Raw genomic sequence first — 18,402 nt, 5'->3', positions numbered from 1 at the left:
TTACGCCTAACTCACAAAAATAATTCAATCGTTAATTGAAAAATAAATACTAACTTAGCGTAATTACTCACCTATTATAATTATTCCGTACAGCAATATTGCATTTATGGTAGACGCAGCGATACAACAGACCTTAAAAGAAAAACTAAAAGAAATCTTTGGCTTTGACGCCTTCAGAGGCGAACAAGAGCCCATTATCCATAACATTGTGAGCGGTAAAAACACATTTGTGATTATGCCAACTGGGGCAGGAAAATCACTTTGTTACCAGCTACCAGCAATGGTTTTGGATGGGACTGCTATTGTTATTTCGCCACTGATTGCTCTCATGAAAAACCAAGTTGACCAAATGTCAGCTTTTGGAATCAATGCTCAGTTTTTAAACTCGACTCTCAATAAGTCGGAAATGACCCGTGTTAAGAATGATGTAATGAGCGGCGATTGTAAATTATTATACATTGCACCCGAATCATTAACCAAAGAAGATAATCTTACATTCTTGAAAAAAGCCAAGCTTTCGTTTATTGCGGTAGATGAAGCTCACTGTATTTCAGAATGGGGCCACGATTTCAGACCTGAATACCGTAGAATCAGAGGTATTATTGATGATATCGACCCAAATCTTCCAATTATTGCCCTTACAGCTACGGCCACCCCGAAAGTCCAGCAGGATATTCAGAAGAACCTTAGTATGGAGCAATCGCATATCTTCAAGTCTTCATTTAATCGTAAGAATCTCTATTACGAAATCCGACCGAAGATTGACTCTAAGAAGCAACTTATCAAGTATATTGCCAACAACAAAGGTAAATCAGGTATTATTTATTGCTTGAGCCGTAAGAAAGTTGAGGAAATTGCTGGGTTATTAAATGTCAATGGTATTAAGGCCTTGCCTTATCATGCAGGTTTAGATGCCGATACTCGCATGAAAAACCAAGATGCATTCTTAAATGAAGAATGTGATATAATTGTTGCTACGATTGCTTTTGGAATGGGTATTGATAAACCCGATGTTCGCTTCGTAATTCACTATGATGCACCGAAATCGCTCGAAGGTTATTATCAGGAAACTGGCCGAGCGGGTCGTGATGGCCTAGAGGGCAACTGCTTGATGTTCTATGCTTATGATGACATTCTGAAGTTAGAAAAATTCAATAAAGATAAAACAGTTACTGAAAGAGATAATGCTCGTGCATTGCTTATGGAGATGGTGGCTTATTCAAACTTAGGTGTTTGCCGTCGTCGTCAGTTACTCAGCTATTTTGGTGAATATACAGATAAAGACTGCGGTTTCTGCGATAACTGTATCAAGCCAACCAAAAAAATAAAAATCGAAGATGAAGCCGTACTCGGCTTGAAAGCAATCATCCAGTCGGGCGAAAGATTTGATGTTCAACACATTGCCGATATCTTAACAGCGAATACATCAAACCCATATATTCGCAGCTACGAACACGATAAACTAGAAGTTTATGGTAAAGGAAAAGGCATGTTTGTTTCCCATGATGAAGATGACGAAGACGATGAGGAAGAAGAAGAAGAGGTAGAATTAGAATTGTCAGAAGAAGATGAGGAGGATGAAGAAACAAAACCTGTTGCTGCAAAATCTTCGAAACCAAGCAAAAAAGCCGAAAAGCCTACTAAGAAATCCGATAATAAGCGTACTGCTAATGATTATTGGGTATCAATCCTTCGCCAAATGATGGTGCTGGGCTATATTGAAAAAGATATTGAGAATAGCTACGGTGTAGTAAGAGTTTCCGAAAAGGGTCATAAATTCATCGAAGATTCTTATCCAATCACTATTGCAGAAGACCATAACTACGAAAATACTGAAAGTAGTGATGATGACGATATTACAACCAATAATAGTTCTTCGGGCGGAGGTGCTTTCGATGCGGCATTATTTGAATTATTAAAAGCTCTTCGTAAAAAAATTGCCAAAGAGAAAAACGTACCACCTTATGTAGTATTCCAAGACCCTTCGCTTGAAGAAATGGCTACTACCTACCCTACAACTCAACAAGAGTTAGCCCAAATAAATGGCGTAGGTATGGGTAAAGTACAGAAATTTGGCAAACCTTTCCTCGACTTAATAACGAAGTATGTTGATGACAACGAGATTGAAACCACTCAAGATTTAGTGGTAAAATCAGCTGTAAATAAATCGAAGATTAAGATTTATATTATTCAACAAATCGACCGTAAGATTAACCTCGATGAAATTGTTGAGGCAAAAGACCTTACGATGGCTGAATTAATTGAGGAAATCGAACATATTTGTTATTCGGGCACACGTCTGAATCTCGACTACTACATTAATCAAGTCATTGACCCAGAACGCCAAGATGAAATCTACGATTACTTCATGTCGGCAGAAACAGATAATATCGCAGTGGCTTTGAAAGAATTTGAAAGCGATGATATTACAGAAGAAGAACTTCGATTGATGCGTATTAAATTCTTATCAGAAATGGCCAATTAAGGGGAATTATTGACCCTAGAAAAGAGGCATAAAATAGAGTTTTAGTAGATAAAGCTCTGTTTTATGCCTTTTTCATATAAAAAATTCAAACTATTTGCTAAATAAATCGAACATTAATAGCTTTTTTGGAAAATAAAACCAACATTTGTAAAAATTTACCATTCTAATTATTTACATATCATGAACATTTTTGTTGGAAGTCTGCCTTTTAAAATCCAAGAAAGCGAATTAAAGCAGTATTTTGAAGAGTATGGCGAAGTATCATCAGTCAAAATTATCACTGACAAATTCACTGGAAGAAGCAAAGGTTTTGCATTCGTAGAAATGCCAGACGATGCAGCAGCACAAAAAGCAATTAATGCGTTAAACGGCTCAGATATTGGTGGACGCTCAGCAGTAGTAAACCAAGCTGAAGAAAAAAGAGATAACCGCGGTGGCGGTGGTGGCGGTTACAATCGTGGAGGCGACAGAGGTGGCTATAACCGTGATAATAACCGAAACAGATATTAATTCGAGAAAAATAGACGAACGACTCTTTAGGCTTTCTAAGGAGTCGTTTTTTATGCCCTCCCCAATAAAAATAGGGAAGCTTCTTGGTAGAAACTCCCCTATTTCAGTATTCACTTACATATTATAAGTTGATTCTAAATCCTAACTTTTTATAATTTTCATTAGGTTTAATATCACTTCCGTTTCCTTCTAATACCAACACCAACACTACGCTTGTTCCGGCAGCAGCTGGAGCTTTTAAGATATTAATTTTGCAATCGCCAAAGCTAGATTTTGCAGGAATTTTCACTGAGCCACCTTCAAGTGTATAATGTACACCTTCTTTAGCTGTTGTTTCATTTGGGTCAACCGAAAACTTGATTGATTCCTCATTTTCACGCTGACGACCTACTAAATTAATACGACGAGTTTGTACACCCGCACCATTAGCAACTGCAATGATTGGAAATGTTTTATTCAATGCAGGGGCAGTTACAACGGCATCTTGAAACTCTACCAAATACATCGAATCGAATACAGGTTGGTTGTCTTTAAAGCATGATGACATGATGATTGTACTCATCATTACTAATGCTATACCTAATATTTTTTTCATATTATGATTTACGTTTTTTAAAATTTAAGCATTCAAAATAATGGAATTCTTGAGGAATTAATATCCAGCATTTTGTTTCAAATTAGGGTTCGCCTGAATTTCACGTACTGGAAGTGGTGCCAACATACGGAAATCTGTGAATCCTATACTTTGTACTGGAGCCGCTTTAGAAATATCTAATCCCAAGCGTTTCAAATCAAAGAAACGATGTCCTTCAAATGCTAACTCTAAGCGACGTTGCTTCAATATCTCGTTGATTAAAGCTGCTCCTGCAAGATCTTTAGCTGCTGGTAAACCTGCACGTGTACGAATCACGTTTAAATCAGCTAATGCACCTGTTACATTACCAGTTCTAGCAAGAGCTTCAGCACGATTTAAGTACATTTCCGAAACTCTGATTACAGGAATGTTATCAAGGTTTACTTGGCCACTTCTTCCTAAGAATTTCGTACATTCAATTTCAGCAGTTCCACGACCTGCAGTACCTAACTCATACATTGAACGACGTACATCAACAATAACTTTACCTGTAGAATCTCTCTCCGACTCATAAGCATCTAAAAGTGCTTTGGTTGGTACTAAATCTCCAAAACCACCTGTAGTTGTACGGTTTCCTGAAGCAATCAAAGTAGTATAAGTAGTTTGTAGAGAAGTATTTACACCAATATTCTCATTTGTCTGATACTGAATTTCAAAGATAGACTCTGGGTGATTTGCCGAACGCCAAGCAGAAACATAATTATCCCTTGCTTGGAAACGACCAACACTACCAGCAGCCAAAGCATCAGTTGCGTATTTCGCAGCATTTGCATAATCACCACGGTATAAAGCTACACGTGATAACATTGCTTGAGCAGCAGTTTTATTAGCAAAAGCAGCAGATGCCGCCTTATTTGCACTTGTAAACTTAGCGATTGAGTTATTCAAGTCAGCATAGATTGACTCATATACATCATTGATTGACGCACGACCTTCTAACTTGATTTGAGTCGCATCAACAACTCCAGATTTCAATAAAGGCACACCACCTTTACTTACTTCTTTAAGCTCAACTGATGGCTCATAAGCATAAGCACGCATCAATTCAAAGTAAAGCAAACCTCTGATGAACAAAGCCTGTGCTTCAACAAAATCTTTGTTTGCTTGAGTCATTTTTTCAACCTTTGGCAACGCATCTAATACAAGGTTTGCTTGGTTGATAGCAAAATATGAAGTTTGCCAGTGAATAAAATGAGCATTTACCTGATTTTGATATTCAGCATTCAAACGACCAGATTTATTGGTTGCTCTTCCGTTATCGGCCAAAGCCTCAGGAATAGCTACTAAATCTCTACCATAAAGGTTGGTTGATTGTAATCTATCGTAGATACCATTTACTGCTGCATTGATAGCATCTTCAGTGGTAAGGGCAGTCACAGAATCAATCGAAGCACGTGGCTGCACATCAAGTAGATCAGTACAAGATGCAAACGTCAGCACTAAGCTTAAGACTGCTATTTTCAATGAATATTTTCCTTTCATGTTTGTATCAAATTAATTCTTTCTTGATGTTTGAAATTATAGACCAAGTTGTAAACCAAATGTTAAAGTTTTAGGCTGAGGAATAGTTCCGTTGTTTCCACTTCCTAAGTTGATAAACTCAGAGTCGAAACCAGTCCATTTGCTCCAAGTATATAGGTTATATCCTTGAACATATAATCTTGCTCTGTCAATTTTCACACGCTTCAATAGAGCAGTTGGGAAAGTATAACCAAACGTAGCAGTTTTCAAACGAATGAATGAAGCATCTTCATAGAAACGAGAACCTGCTGTGATACCTGAGCCTAATACTTCTGCATTACCATTGAATGGGCGTGGTACAGTTGTAATTTGGCCTGGGGTAGTCCAACGATTATCGTACATTGATTGTAAAGTATTGAAAGTTCTACCACCATTTTCAGCCATAAATGCTGATTGGTTATTAAATACTGTTCTTCCAAATTCGTAGTTGAAGAATACTTCTAAATCAAATCCTTTGAATGAGAAAGTGTTTGTTAAACCACCATAATATTTTGGAATCTGACTACCAATAATTTTCGAGTAAGAATCAGGGTTACCAGCTAAACGATAAATGATATTACCATTGTTATCATACCACATCGCACGACCAGTTGCTGGGTTTACACCTGCATACTCAGCTGTATAGATTGAGTTAACAGGGTATCCAATCTTAATCCATGCATCAGCCGCACGACCTGGTAGTACAGTAAGTGTATCATAAAGTTTTGTAACTTTATTATCAATTTGGGTGAAATTGAAAGAAGTAGTCCACTTAAATCCTCTATTATTAGCTGATTTATCAATATTTATTGTCTTGATATCAAACTCTAAACCTCTATTTTCTAATGAACCAACGTTTTCAGAGATAGTGCTATAACCACTCAACCAAGTTACAGGACGGTCTAGAATCAAATCCTTACTCGTACGAATAAAGTATTCTACCGAACCTTGTACTTTATTATTGAATAAACCATAATCTACTGCAAAGTTTGTAGTAATATTTTTCTCCCATTTCAAGTTAGGGTTGCTAAGCTGAGTTGGAGCAATACCACTCACACCATTGTAGTTGAAACCACCACCATACAAACCTCTTGAATCAAAATTACCGATTTGGTCACTACCTAATGCACCGTAACTAACACGAAGTTTTAACTGATTTACGTAAGCATTGTTTTTCAAGAATGCTTCTTGCGATAAATCCCAACCAGCCGAAACTCCTGGGAAGAAACCCCAAAGGTTGTTTGCACCGAAACGTGATGAACCATCATAACGAGCTGTTAACCCAAATAAGTATTTACCAGCATAATCGTAGCTCACTCTACCAAAAACACCTGCTTTTTTGTAACCAGACCAAGAAGCAAAAGTCGTGATTGGGTTAGCGGCAGCACCTGCTACAGTAAACTGTGGCGTAGGTACACCTTCTGCTGATTGCTGTACGTTTTCAGATTGGTCGCTTCTATATTCACCACCTACGAGTGCATTCAAATTATGAACTGTGTTGAACTGTTTGTCGTAGTTCAATACTGCATTCAACAAAATGTTAATGTTCTCAGTATTTTGGTTTTGAATTCTACCTTTCACGTTAAACGCATCGGCAGTACGTGGGTCTTGGAAATTATAACCTTTAATATAACGGTAGTCAATACTTGCAGATGGGCGGAATGAAAGCCCTTGCATGATTTTGTAAGTAAGTGTAGTCGAAGCGATTGCCTGATTAGTACGTGATTGAATTTTGTTCAAATCACTAACCATTAATACGTTTTGGTTTAGGATACCTGCAATACCACCTTCAGCTGGTGTACCGTTATAAGTTCCATCATCTTTATAGATTGGATTATGCGGCAGAATCAACGGTGAAGAGAACGTTGGCGAGCCTAAGAAGCTACCACCACCAGGACCACCAAATTGACCACGTTGTACGAACGAGCTCAAATTAATTGAGTTATCAATCGATAAGCGAGAAGTAATTTTGTTGCTGATTTTAGCGTTGATATTTCCACCTTTATAATCAACATTACGAACGTTTGCGTCGTTAGTATTATATGTTCCAGAAAGATAGAAAGTAGATTTATCGCTACCTCCGCTTAAACTTACGCTATAGTTATTTGTTCTTCCTGATACATATGCTTCTTTTTGCCAATCATAAGTTGGTAAAGCTGCGATTTGGTCAGCCGTTAAATTTGGGTCAAGACGAACACCACTTAGAGCGTTTCTTAAAGCGGTAGTTGGCTCTGTACCTTGATTAACCAACGCTTCTGTACGCACTTTAATCCAATCTTGCGTATTCAATACATCTAAATACTTTGTTGGTTGTACAAATCCACTGTAATAATCAACATTTACTTTTGTTGCACCAGATTTTCCTTTTTTAGTGGTAATCAAAACAACACCATTGGCAGCAGCAGCACCATAAATAGCCGCAGAAGCTGCATCTTTCAATACTTCGATTGATTCGATGTCATTTGGATTAAGATAGTTTAAAGGATTAGTACTTGTAAAGGCAGCCGAACCACTGTTAGAGTTGATTTGTACCCCATCAACCACATATAGTGGGTCTGTACCACCCTTGATAGTACCAACACCACGTACACGTACTTGTGCAGCACCACCAGGCGTACCGTTTGCCCCTAAAATCTGAACCCCTGCCGCACGTCCTTGGAGTGCTTTGTCAAAAGAGTTAGTTGGCATAGTTGCAATTTCAGAACCCTTTACTGACGCCTGTGAGCCTGTCAATGTTCTACGAGACTGCGTACCATAGCCTACAACAACTGCTTCTGAAAGTTCAGTTGCATCTGGTACTAATTGTAAATCAACAATTGTACGGTTGTTCACTCCAACTTGCTGTGAAGTAAAACCAATGAAACTAAAAATAAGAGTGGCATTGCCTGGAACTGTTATTTTGTACACACCAGAGGCATCAGTTGTTGTTCCTCGGCTAGTTCCTTTTACTGAAACACTTACTCCCGGAAGTGGAGCACCATCATCTGAAGATGTAACCTTACCCGAAACAGTTTTATCTTGTGCAAATGCTTGCAAACCCATAAAAACTGCAATAAGGAGGCATAGTAGATTTTTCCTCATCATTTGTTTTGTTTTAGTTAGTTTGTTAATAGTTAAACTTGCAATAATTAAATTTATAATAATTAGGGTGCAAAATTAATGTTGTTACACACACAATACAACATTTTTAAAAACAATCTAAAGAGGGTTTTTGTTTTAATATAGTTTTAATATTTTCAAAACTATATTTGGTAAAACCTCAAAAACTCCCAAAAACAACAATTCACGTAGTAAAAGAAAATAAATTCGGATACTATCGCCTAGGTAAAACAAAAAAGGCAGCCTAAAGGCTGCCTTTTTTGTTCAAGAAAAATTTTTCTTAATTAGTCCACATCCCAGAATAATCTAGTAGTAAAGTAATCAATTGTTCCTTGAGCAGATACGTTTGCAGAGTTTGAACCAGATTCAGTATTTGGATACAATACCCTAACAGGACGCTTGTTATCAACTACTTGAATACTTTGTGGAATGCTCGGAATACCTGTTTTACGGTATTCAGCCCAAGCTTCAAACCCATTTAAGTTCGAATGTGCAATCCATTTTTGGTAGGCAATTGCATTTAGCTTATTAGTTGATGCAACGTAATCGTAGTTATTGATACCACTTCCTTTAAATGCTGCGGCATCAGCTGCTTTAGCTCCCAAAGCACGGTATGACTGAGCTATTCCTTCTTCAAAATAAGATTGAGCTGTTCCTGGAAGTGTTACATCTGGATATCTTTCCTTAGCTTCAGCCAAATTTAATTGTACTTCGGCAGCAGTTAAGACAACATAAGAACGATTAAACTCACCTTTTACCAAAAGACTTGGACCAACAGCCGATGTATTGGCAGGTAAATAACCAGAACTTGCACCAAAAGGAGTTCCTGTATAGTTTGAAGCAATTTCTGCTTTGGCACTTACACCCGGAGTTGCACCTTCATTACCAACTGCGTAAGCAATTCTTTTCATACGAAGTGTATCTTTATTGGCTTTCATTTCATCAATCAAGAATTTCGTAATACGTGGGAAGTTATTCAATGCTCTTCTTGCACCAGTTGCATCATATCCCCAACGATCATATACTGGGTTTAATTTACCGGCAGTTGCTAAGAAGAAGCTTGTTCCACCCACGCCAACATCTTCACCAGTTATAAAGCCAGAGCCCTCTGAAACGATTTTATTAATTTCAGTTTTGATATACGAATCTCTACCTGAAACTCTTGCTTGACGCATCAAAATTCTCATCTTCAAAGAATTTGCAAACTTAATCCATTTAGTATTATTTCCTTTAAATACTATATCAGAACCTGTATATGCACTTGCAAAAGCATTCGCTTTAATATCTACAATTGCTTCATCTAAAGTTTTGATAAGCTCTTCATATACAGCTTTTTGGTCATCAAACTTTGGTGCTAATGAACTTACCCCTTTCAAAGCATCAGAGTATGGAACGTTTCCGTACAAATCAACTAATTGTTGGAATAACAATGCTTTCATAATTTTCGCAGGCCCTTTCAAGAATTTTTGGTTGTAAGAATCTGCATTATTAATTACAAACTGATAATCATTCAAATTATCATAATAACCATCCCAGTAGTTAAAATCACCATTGGTAAAGTTATACGCAAAGGTAGTTGTCGAAATGATATAACCATTTGACTGTGTCCATTGTCCTGACCAGTAAGAACCCGTTTCACTTGGCGAGACCATGTTAGCTGCCGATGTATTCAACGCATTCGTAAACACGTAGTTTGGCGAAGCTGTTGGCAATGTATTTGGATTTGTGTTGATGTCTAAGAATTTCTCGTTACAAGCACTCCCTAACAACGTCACAAATGCTAATGCTAATATTGATTTAATTTTCATTTGAGAGTTTAGTTTTAGTTTGCAATTAGAATGATAAATTTAAGTTCACACCATACTGACGAACAGGAGGTGTTTGGGTTGTATTGTTGATACCCAAACCATTACCAGTTGTATAACTAAATTCTGGGTCAGTATAGTAGTTCTTTTTATCAACTATTGTAAGCAAGTTACGACCATAAATTGCAATACTTGCTGTTGAGAAAACTTTAGTTTTAGCGAGTAATTTTTCTGGAATGCTGTATGAGAAGTTGATATCACGTAATTTGATGAACCAACCTGGACTTACGAAGTTTTCAGAAATTAAACGATAGTTATCTACCCAAAGAGCATATTCTGCTTCACGTACATTTACTGTAGTATTAGGTGTAACAGTCTTACCATCTGCATTTAAGATTGCAGAGTTAGGGTAGATATGTGGAAGACGGTCTGAAGTCCATCCACCTGAACCTGTAAATGTCATCTGACGACCTAAGTCACTAAACATTACGTTTCCACCACGATATTCGAAGTTGAAGTTGAATGCAAAGCTACCATAAGCTAATTTAGAACCTAAACCAATAATATGACGCGGAAGTGTACCACCACGTGAAGTAAGCGTAGTGTTTCTCAATGGATAACCAGTAGTTCCATTAACTAATACATAACCCGAGCCATCTGGAGCATATTGATAACCATCTGTCTTCAACATTGGGAATCTCATACCTTTGATTACGTTTGTATTTGCATAAGAATATCCACCATATTGGAATTCATTTACACCTGGATACAAGTCGATTACTTTATTATCGTTAAACGAGTATCTTACGCCAAAATCCCAATCTAATTTTCCACGCTTCAAAAGAAGGTATTTCAAATCTGCTTCATAACCCCAGTTCTTTGTTTCACCAACGTTAATCAACAAGTTACTGAAACCAGTTGTATTTGGAATCTTAACTGTGATTACCTGTCCTTTTGAAGTTTGAGAATAAGCTGAAACATCTAAAGTTACTCGGTTATTGAATAATTGGAATTCACCACCCACTTCAGAAGAATAAACAGTTTCTGGCTTCAAGAACGCATCAGGAAGCGTATTACCAACAGTCAAACCAACAGTATTTCCGTAAGGGAAGTTAGCACCATTGTTATACACTAGGTCAAGACCATACAATGGAATATTATCATTGGCGTTTTTATTGTAGTTCAAACGAAGTTTAGCATAATTCAAGATATTACTCTTGATTGCCGGAATGGCATCTGTTGCAATAAACGAAACACCTGCACCATAATAAGGATAAGCATAATAGCTTTTCGGACGTGTAGGCTTATAGAAACGAGAAGTATTATCATAACGGAAAGTACCATTCAAAATCAACCAGTTCTTATAATTAGTTGTTAAATCGGCATAATAACCAAATCTACGTTCCATTGTATTTGATTCACCACCCGTTAATTCTCCCTGACGGTTTGCTACGTTATAAACTTCAGGTACTACAATTGAGCTTGAACCAACAGAAATTGATTTTGTATAACGTTGATAAATCGAACTACCTAAAATCAATTTATTGGCAAATGCACCGAAATCTTTCGTTAATTGAGCTTGGAATTCGTTGTTGATAACGTTTTCTGTAGTTGAATAATCAGAAACACTACCTTGAATATCAGAAATTGCACGATAGATACCTTCGCCATCACCATCAAAATACCAAGGTGAAGGAATATTAGCTTTTGATTTCGCCCAGTCAGAGTACAAGAACTTACCAGTTGTATTTTTACCAGTTCTTGAATTATTCATAACACCCAAACGGTTTGTAAATTGTAACCAGTTCGTAGTCTTATGAATCAATGTGAAGTTACCGCTAATATTAGCATCTTTATATTTTTGGCGGTTATTATCTGCATTGAAATATGGGTTATTATAATAGTCGTTATAATATCCATTCGGATTCGCTTGAGGATTTGTTTGCCAATCTCTCAAATCGCTCAATGGCAAGTTTGCTGGCTGGTTGATAACATCATTATAGAAATCTGAAGAAGTTCTATCATAAGCGGCTTGTGTATAACTTGCATCGAAGTTCGACTCTAACTTGTTGAATCTTCTAGTCGCAGAAGCTCTCACACCTGTTCTTTCACTTTTATCATGAGGAACAATACCATTGATTTTTTGATTTTCAACTGATAAGAAGTAAGAACCATTATCATCTCCACCTTGGAAACTCATCTGATTATTAGTAGAAACTCCAATATCAAATGCTTTTCTTCTTGCATTCGGAATAGCCGAATAAGGAATTAATAATTTACTACCATCTTCAGCTACACGTCCTTGAATTCTCATTGTGCCATCAAATGGGTCACCAAATTGTTGGTTTTCGTAAGCTCTCCAGTTTTCTTTCATTCTCACAAGTGGGTCAGTGCTGTAACCCGCTGTTCCAAAAGATTGATAGTAGTGAGAACCCGAACCAAATTTATCTTGAAAATCTGGCAAGAAGTTAATTTGCTCGAAGTTGGTGCTATTCGAGTAATTAACTCTCATTTTTCCTTTTGAACCTTTCTTTGTAGTAATTACTAAAGCTCCGTTAATACCAGCCGAACCATACAGTGTAGCAGCCTGACCACCTTTCAAAATCGAAACACTTTCGATATCGTTAGGGTTAATTAAAGCTAAAACCGTAGAGGTTGTTTGCATACCGTTCAATACTACTAAAGCTTCGTTATTACCAGTTAATGAACGGAAACCACGTAATACGATTTTTACCGATGGGTCAACGCTATTGTTTACGTTATACACTGCCAAACCAGTTACTTTACCTGAAAGTGCCTGTGCTAATTGTGGCGAACGACCAACAGTAATATCATCAGTACTTACTTTAGAGTATGCGTAAGGAATTTCTCTTAAATTTTTACGGATACCTTGTGCAGTCACTACGATTTCTTGTAATTGAGATGCATCTGTTTTCAATTGCACATCAACTACCGTACGATTGTTTAACTCTACAGTTTGAGTTGCAAAACCAATAAAGCTAAATGTAAGGGTTGATTTACCAGAAGTGTTGATTTTGTAAACGCCATTTACGTCAGTGGTTACACCTTTCGAAGTACCTTTCACAATTACACTTACACCTGGGAGTGGAGAGCCATCTTCAGAAGAAGTTACCTTCCCCGAAACTGTTTTGTCTTGGGCAAAAGCAAAGCCAGCCCAAACCAGCATGATGCTGGCAAGTAGAAGTTTCCTCATACAGTTTGTTGTTAGTTTTTAGTTTAGAATATTTGGCATTTCTGCCAATTTGACAATAAAGTTATGGACAAAAACAATATTTTGCAAAGAATATTAGCGAAGTTTTTATAACCTATTATAAAATATTAAGTATAAATACGTGTATAAAATGCAACAAACAAAAAGAAAACTCATTGATTATAAACACTTTACATACAAATAAGTATTATTAAAATAAAATAATAAATACTTCTCTGCAAATAGTGGGTTTGCATAACATTTTATGATTTTTTTTTGAATTCCATTTACGTATACACCATGTATTAAATAAAAGTTAGAATATTAAAAAAAGCGAGAGAGGATTTTTAACATACCTCTCTCGCCTGCAAATATCTACTAATCAGAGTACTACTTCTTATCCCACCATACACGAGTATCTTGTGTATCTGGGCCTTGAGCAGCAACTACTTTATCGTAGTTTATTTTATTCAAAGTTCCTTCTGTAGCTACATAAGCCATACGACGAGGTATTTGTCCACTGGCATTCAATGGTTTTGAAGCTGGTTTCAATGCAGGGAAACCAGTACGACGCCATTCGGCCCATGCTTCATTTCCTTGGTAAAACAAAGCAACCCATTTCTGAGTAGCAATTTGCTCTAATGCCGTTGCTTCTTTGTAAGCAATTCCATCTTGTTTCAACAAATCAGCTACAGCCGTGCTAGTTGCTGCAGCTCCTAACCATTGTTGCATTGAAGCAGTGATAGCCGCTTCATAAAGAGCCTTTGCATCGCCTTGAATCCAACCTAATTTAGCCGCCTCAGCCTGTGAAAATAATACTTGTGCATAAGTTAGCACGTTAGCCGCCGAATTTTGCTGACGCATCGAAGCAGCTGCCAACGATACATCTTGAGCTTTAGATGCCGCAGGAAAAACCCCATAAGGTACACCAGCATATTGCTGATTGATATTTTTATCTGCCATAGCCACAATACGTGGGTCATTTGTTTTCAACAAATAATTCACAAAAACATCACTTACTGCATAATCTTTACGGTTTGTAGTAATATAATTGTTATATAATGGGTGTTCATTATTTGCTTCTGACAAGTAAGTATATTTTACGTTGTCCGCATTTGATGTTAAGACACCATCAGCCAAAGCAGCAGTAAACTCTGCTTTACCCTTTGCAGGGTCAATTTTCGATAAACGAAGAGCCATGATTAATCTTAGAGAGTTAGCAAATTTCTTCCAACGAGCAGCATTTCCGCCCAAAAGAATATCGCCAACTACCGACTTACCTCCGTCAAATTGAGCTTGGGCTTCTTTCAATTCTTTAAATAAATCATTGTAAACGGCTTGCTGAGAATCAAAAGCTGGACTAAAATCAGCCTTGCCTTTCAAGGCTTCCGAATAAGGAATATCTCCCCAACGGTCAGTAATCCAAAGGTATGTGTAAGCCTTCGCAATACGAGCCAAAGCAATTTGGTTATTGTTTGAACCATTGGCTGCAGCAGTTGTCTTTGTTTCAGCATTTGTATTCAAATTAATAATTGTCTGGTATGCATTTAAAGGCCCCGTATAAAAACCATTATAACTAAAGTTGATAGTTTTATAACGAGATTCTTCGATGTAAGTTACGTCTCCGAATTGTTGCGTATAAAGTGCTGGAACCATATCAGTTGTCATAGAGCCTACATTACGTAATGCCCCCGTAAGAAGCCCCGCTGTATTTGGTGAAGAAGGACTATTTGGGCTGACATTCATGTCACCAAAATCGCCTGGGTCACAAGCTGTGTTGGTAACACCCAATACAGCTGCAATAGCTAAAGTTTTATATATTGATAATTTTTTCATACTAAATGTCTGTTTAAATAAAAGCAGTGAGATAAATTAGAAGCCTAAGTTTAGATTAACACCAAACGAACGAACTGGAGGTAACTGACCACCCTCTGTCCAGAAAACTTCTGCTTCAGAAATATCAATACCACCACCAGCTGCACTGTAAATCAACACTGGGTTACGAACGATGAAAGCCACTTTCGCTGATTTGAAAACTTTACTACCTATGATGCTCTTAGGTAAGTTATAGCCAAGCGAAACCTCTCTTAACTTCACATAAGTTTGGTCATAAATCCATCTTTCGTTGAAAGCAAACATTTTGTCTTCGTAGTATTCTTGTGTTTCAACACGAACGGTGTTTGGTTTACCATCTTCCGTTACACCCGGTAATAAAATACCACCACCTTGAGAAACTGGGTCACGCTTAGGATTGCCTAATTCGTTTAAGCCTGCCGTTTCTGCCGCTAAACCTGCATAAGCATTAAACATTTTTGTTGTAGAGAAGAATTTACCCCCAACAATAAAGTCGATATTAGCACGGAATGAGAAGTTTTTATAGGTGAGCGTATTTAATAAACCACCTTTAAACTTAGGAAGTACCGAACCTAATACTTTATTATCTTGTGGAATGTAGTGGCCATCTGTACCGATAAGTCTTTCTCCTTTATCGTTTAATTTATAGCCTCTACCTACTAAAAGTCCCCATTGCTCACCAACACGTGCATTCACCGTCAATGTTCTCCAAGTTGGGCCACCTAATTGGTAATTTGTTAAGCCTTCTGCCAATTCAACAACCTTAGAACGGCTACGGTCAAAGTTTACATCAACATCCCATGTAAATCCACCTGCAGTTTTTACTGGAGTTGCTCCAATATGAATTTCAAAACCTTGTGTTTGAATCAAACCAGCATTAATAAGGGCTGACGAGAAACCACTAGTAGATGGTACTGATAAACCAATAATTTGGTCTTTATTATTATTACGGTATGCCGTGAATTCTAATCCTAAGCGGTTGTTAAAGAATTTCAAGTCAATACCACCTTCATAAGCTGAAGAAAGCCCTGGTTTAAGGTCTTGGTTTGGTAATTGAGTTGGTAAATATTGCGTTGGATTTGAACCAAATGGGTTGCCCGTTGAATAAGTAAGACCAATCGCATAAGGCCCCACATCAGTACCCACTTGAGCGTAACTACCTCTTAATTTAGCATAAGTCAATACATTGTTCTTAGGAAGAATCTCTGATAAAACAAAGCTACCACCAAGAGAAGGATATAAATATGAATTATTAGCCTTTGGTAAAGTAGAAGACCAGTCGTTACGAATTGTTCCTTCGATAAAAGCAATGTTATTATAGCCTAAACTTACGTTTCCGTAAATACTATTTACACGTCTTTCGTAAGTAAGTGTTTGAACAGATGGACGGTCTTTTGAGGCTGCAATATTATAGAAACCTGGTGTTGTTAAACCACCCACCGTAGATTGTGAATATACCCCCGTTTTTGAATAACGAATATTTCCACCTGCATTAGCCACAACCGATAACTTATTGAAGTTTTTGTTAAATGCTAATAAAGCCTCGTGGTTATTTTCGTAGCCAGTTGTTGCATAGTTTGCATAAGCACCTAAACCACCAGCATTCAATGTACCGTAAGCGATACGTCCTTCTCCGTAATAATTTCTCCAATCTCTACGCGAAGTTACTGAAGCTGTCAAGTAATCAGTAATTTTATAAGCCAAGCCTAAGCTACCATAAATACGGTCATTGTTATTAAGGTTTGTACTCTCATACATTTGTGTATAAGGGCTATCCCAGTACTTTGGTTTAGCATCACGTGGGCCACCGATATTCCAGCTACGGTAAGTACCATCTGGATTTTTATAGTTTCTTAAATCATCAATGCTCAACTGGCGTTGGAACCATTGGTTGAATGAACCAATCGTTTGGTTATAACCAGTTACAGTAGCACCTGGAGCTACGCCCGTAAAACCACTTGCGGCAGTACCACCCGATGAACCATAGTTATCTGCTGGAACGTTTCTTGCACGTGTCGCTGAATAAGTTACATCTAGAGTAGCTGAAAACTTACTTGTAAAGTTGTACGTATTTTTTGAACTAACGAAGTCACGTTTTTGGCTACTATTAGGAACGATACCTTTAGTATCAATATGAGTAAAAGAAATACGTGATTGGAAGTTATCTCCACCTTTGGCAAAAGCAAAGTTTGTGTTATTGCTTACAGGCTTCTCGAAGAAATCTCTTACGTTATTCGGGTTTGGAGAAAATGGTGTCAACTGTCCAAATTCAGGGCCTTGTTGCCAAGAGAATGCCGAACGGTGTAATGTTCCATCTAATTTAGGCCCCCAGCTTTCATCGGCAGAATAATCCAAGATTTTTTGTCCATCAAAAGCCTTCCAATCAGCTGGGTCAATCGCAGGATTGTATTTGAAAGTTTCCCAATCTTGCGAATAACCACCACCATATTCATTCTGATATTTTGGCAATAAGCCTACCATATCAAGCGTAGTACTGTGATTTACGTTGAAAGTTGTTTCACCTGCTTTTGCTCTTTTGGTTGTAATTACAATTACACCACCCGAAGCACGATTACCATAAAGTGCAGTTGCTGAAGGCCCCTTCAATACTGATAGATTTTCAACATCATCCATATTTACATCACCGATACTTGCCACTGGCGTACCATCAACTACATAAAGTGGGTCTCCCCCAGTCAATGAGTTGATACCGCGAATTCTAATATTTGGTGAACCAAATTTAGCCCCTGACTGTCCTAATACCTGAACACCTGCAATCTTACCCGCAAGGGCATTACCAACATTGGCATCACGAGCTACCGTAAGCTTGTCAGCTTTTAGTTCTTGAACCGTATAATTCAAAGACCTTTTATCACGCGAAATACCTAATGCCGTTACTACAACTTCATTGAGTTGTCCCACATCCGACTTCATCTGTACATCAATAATTGTTCTGTTTCCGATATTTTCAGATATCGTCTCAAAACCAATAAAGCTAAAGCTTAGTGTCGCGTTAGCGGGAGCAGAAATTTTGTAAACCCCGTTACCGTCAGTTGTGGCACCTTTAGTAGTTCCTTTAATTATTACACTCACACCCGGAAGTGGAGAGCCATCTTCAGCGGAAGTAATCTTCCCTGAAACGGTCTTGTCTTGGGCGAATGCAAAGCCAGCCCACACCAGCATAATGCTGGCGAGTAGAAGTTTCCTCATACAGTTTGTTGTTAGTTTGTAAAAATTAAGTTATGTATTTATTTATACTGGAATAAAAGTATTGATAAAAATAGATATTTTGCAAAGGAATGCG

9 protein-coding genes are annotated in these 18,402 nt (G+C 37.6%); 2 read left to right on the top strand and 7 right to left on the bottom strand.

Annotated features, from left to right (window positions below):
* Nucleotides 1–106: 106 nt before the first annotated feature.
* Nucleotides 107–2,485, top strand: a complete 2,379-nt coding sequence (locus tag A6M55_RS01155) for an ATP-dependent DNA helicase RecQ (RefSeq protein WP_064196183.1) — start codon at nt 107–109, stop codon at nt 2,483–2,485.
* 180 nt (nt 2,486–2,665) lie between these two features.
* Nucleotides 2,666–2,995, top strand: a complete 330-nt coding sequence (locus A6M55_RS01150) for an RNA-binding protein (RefSeq protein WP_015029477.1) — start codon at nt 2,666–2,668, stop codon at nt 2,993–2,995.
* A 121-nt stretch (nt 2,996–3,116) separates the two neighbouring features.
* Here the strand turns inward: A6M55_RS01150 and A6M55_RS01145 are convergent, their stop codons facing one another.
* From A6M55_RS01145 to A6M55_RS01115, 7 genes are all read right to left on the bottom strand, one after another.
* Entirely contained in the window at nt 3,117–3,590 is a 474-nt protein-coding gene (locus A6M55_RS01145; protein WP_015029476.1) for a DUF4843 domain-containing protein, read from the bottom strand.
* 57 nt (nt 3,591–3,647) lie between these two features.
* On the bottom strand, nt 3,648–5,111 hold the full coding sequence (locus tag A6M55_RS01140) for a RagB/SusD family nutrient uptake outer membrane protein (protein ID WP_015029475.1): 1,464 nt from the start codon (nt 5,109–5,111) through the stop codon (nt 3,648–3,650).
* A 36-nt stretch (nt 5,112–5,147) separates the two neighbouring features.
* Nucleotides 5,148–8,213, bottom strand: a complete 3,066-nt coding sequence (locus tag A6M55_RS01135) for a TonB-dependent receptor (RefSeq protein WP_015029474.1) — start codon at nt 8,211–8,213, stop codon at nt 5,148–5,150.
* A 299-nt stretch (nt 8,214–8,512) separates the two neighbouring features.
* On the bottom strand, nt 8,513–10,036 hold the full coding sequence (locus tag A6M55_RS01130; protein WP_015029473.1) for a SusD/RagB family nutrient-binding outer membrane lipoprotein: 1,524 nt from the start codon (nt 10,034–10,036) through the stop codon (nt 8,513–8,515).
* Nucleotides 10,037–10,061: 25 nt separating this feature from the next.
* Nucleotides 10,062–13,247 carry a SusC/RagA family TonB-linked outer membrane protein gene (locus tag A6M55_RS01125; protein ID WP_015029472.1) on the bottom strand — a complete coding sequence of 1,062 codons (3,186 nt, stop codon included), beginning with the start codon at nt 13,245–13,247 and terminating at the stop codon, nt 10,062–10,064.
* A 387-nt stretch (nt 13,248–13,634) separates the two neighbouring features.
* The gene (locus A6M55_RS01120; RefSeq protein WP_064196182.1) at nt 13,635–15,080 is read right to left on the bottom strand and encodes a SusD/RagB family nutrient-binding outer membrane lipoprotein; all 1,446 of its coding nucleotides are present in this window, start codon (nt 15,078–15,080) and stop codon (nt 13,635–13,637) included.
* Nucleotides 15,081–15,116: 36 nt separating this feature from the next.
* Nucleotides 15,117–18,308: a SusC/RagA family TonB-linked outer membrane protein gene (locus A6M55_RS01115; RefSeq protein WP_015029470.1), complete on the bottom strand. Its 3,192-nt coding sequence runs from the start codon at nt 18,306–18,308 to the stop codon at nt 15,117–15,119.
* Between the last annotated feature and the right edge of the window lie 94 nt (nt 18,309–18,402).

Source organism: Emticicia sp. MM, assembly GCF_001649495.1.
This window is presented reverse-complemented; position numbering and strand designations above follow the sequence as displayed.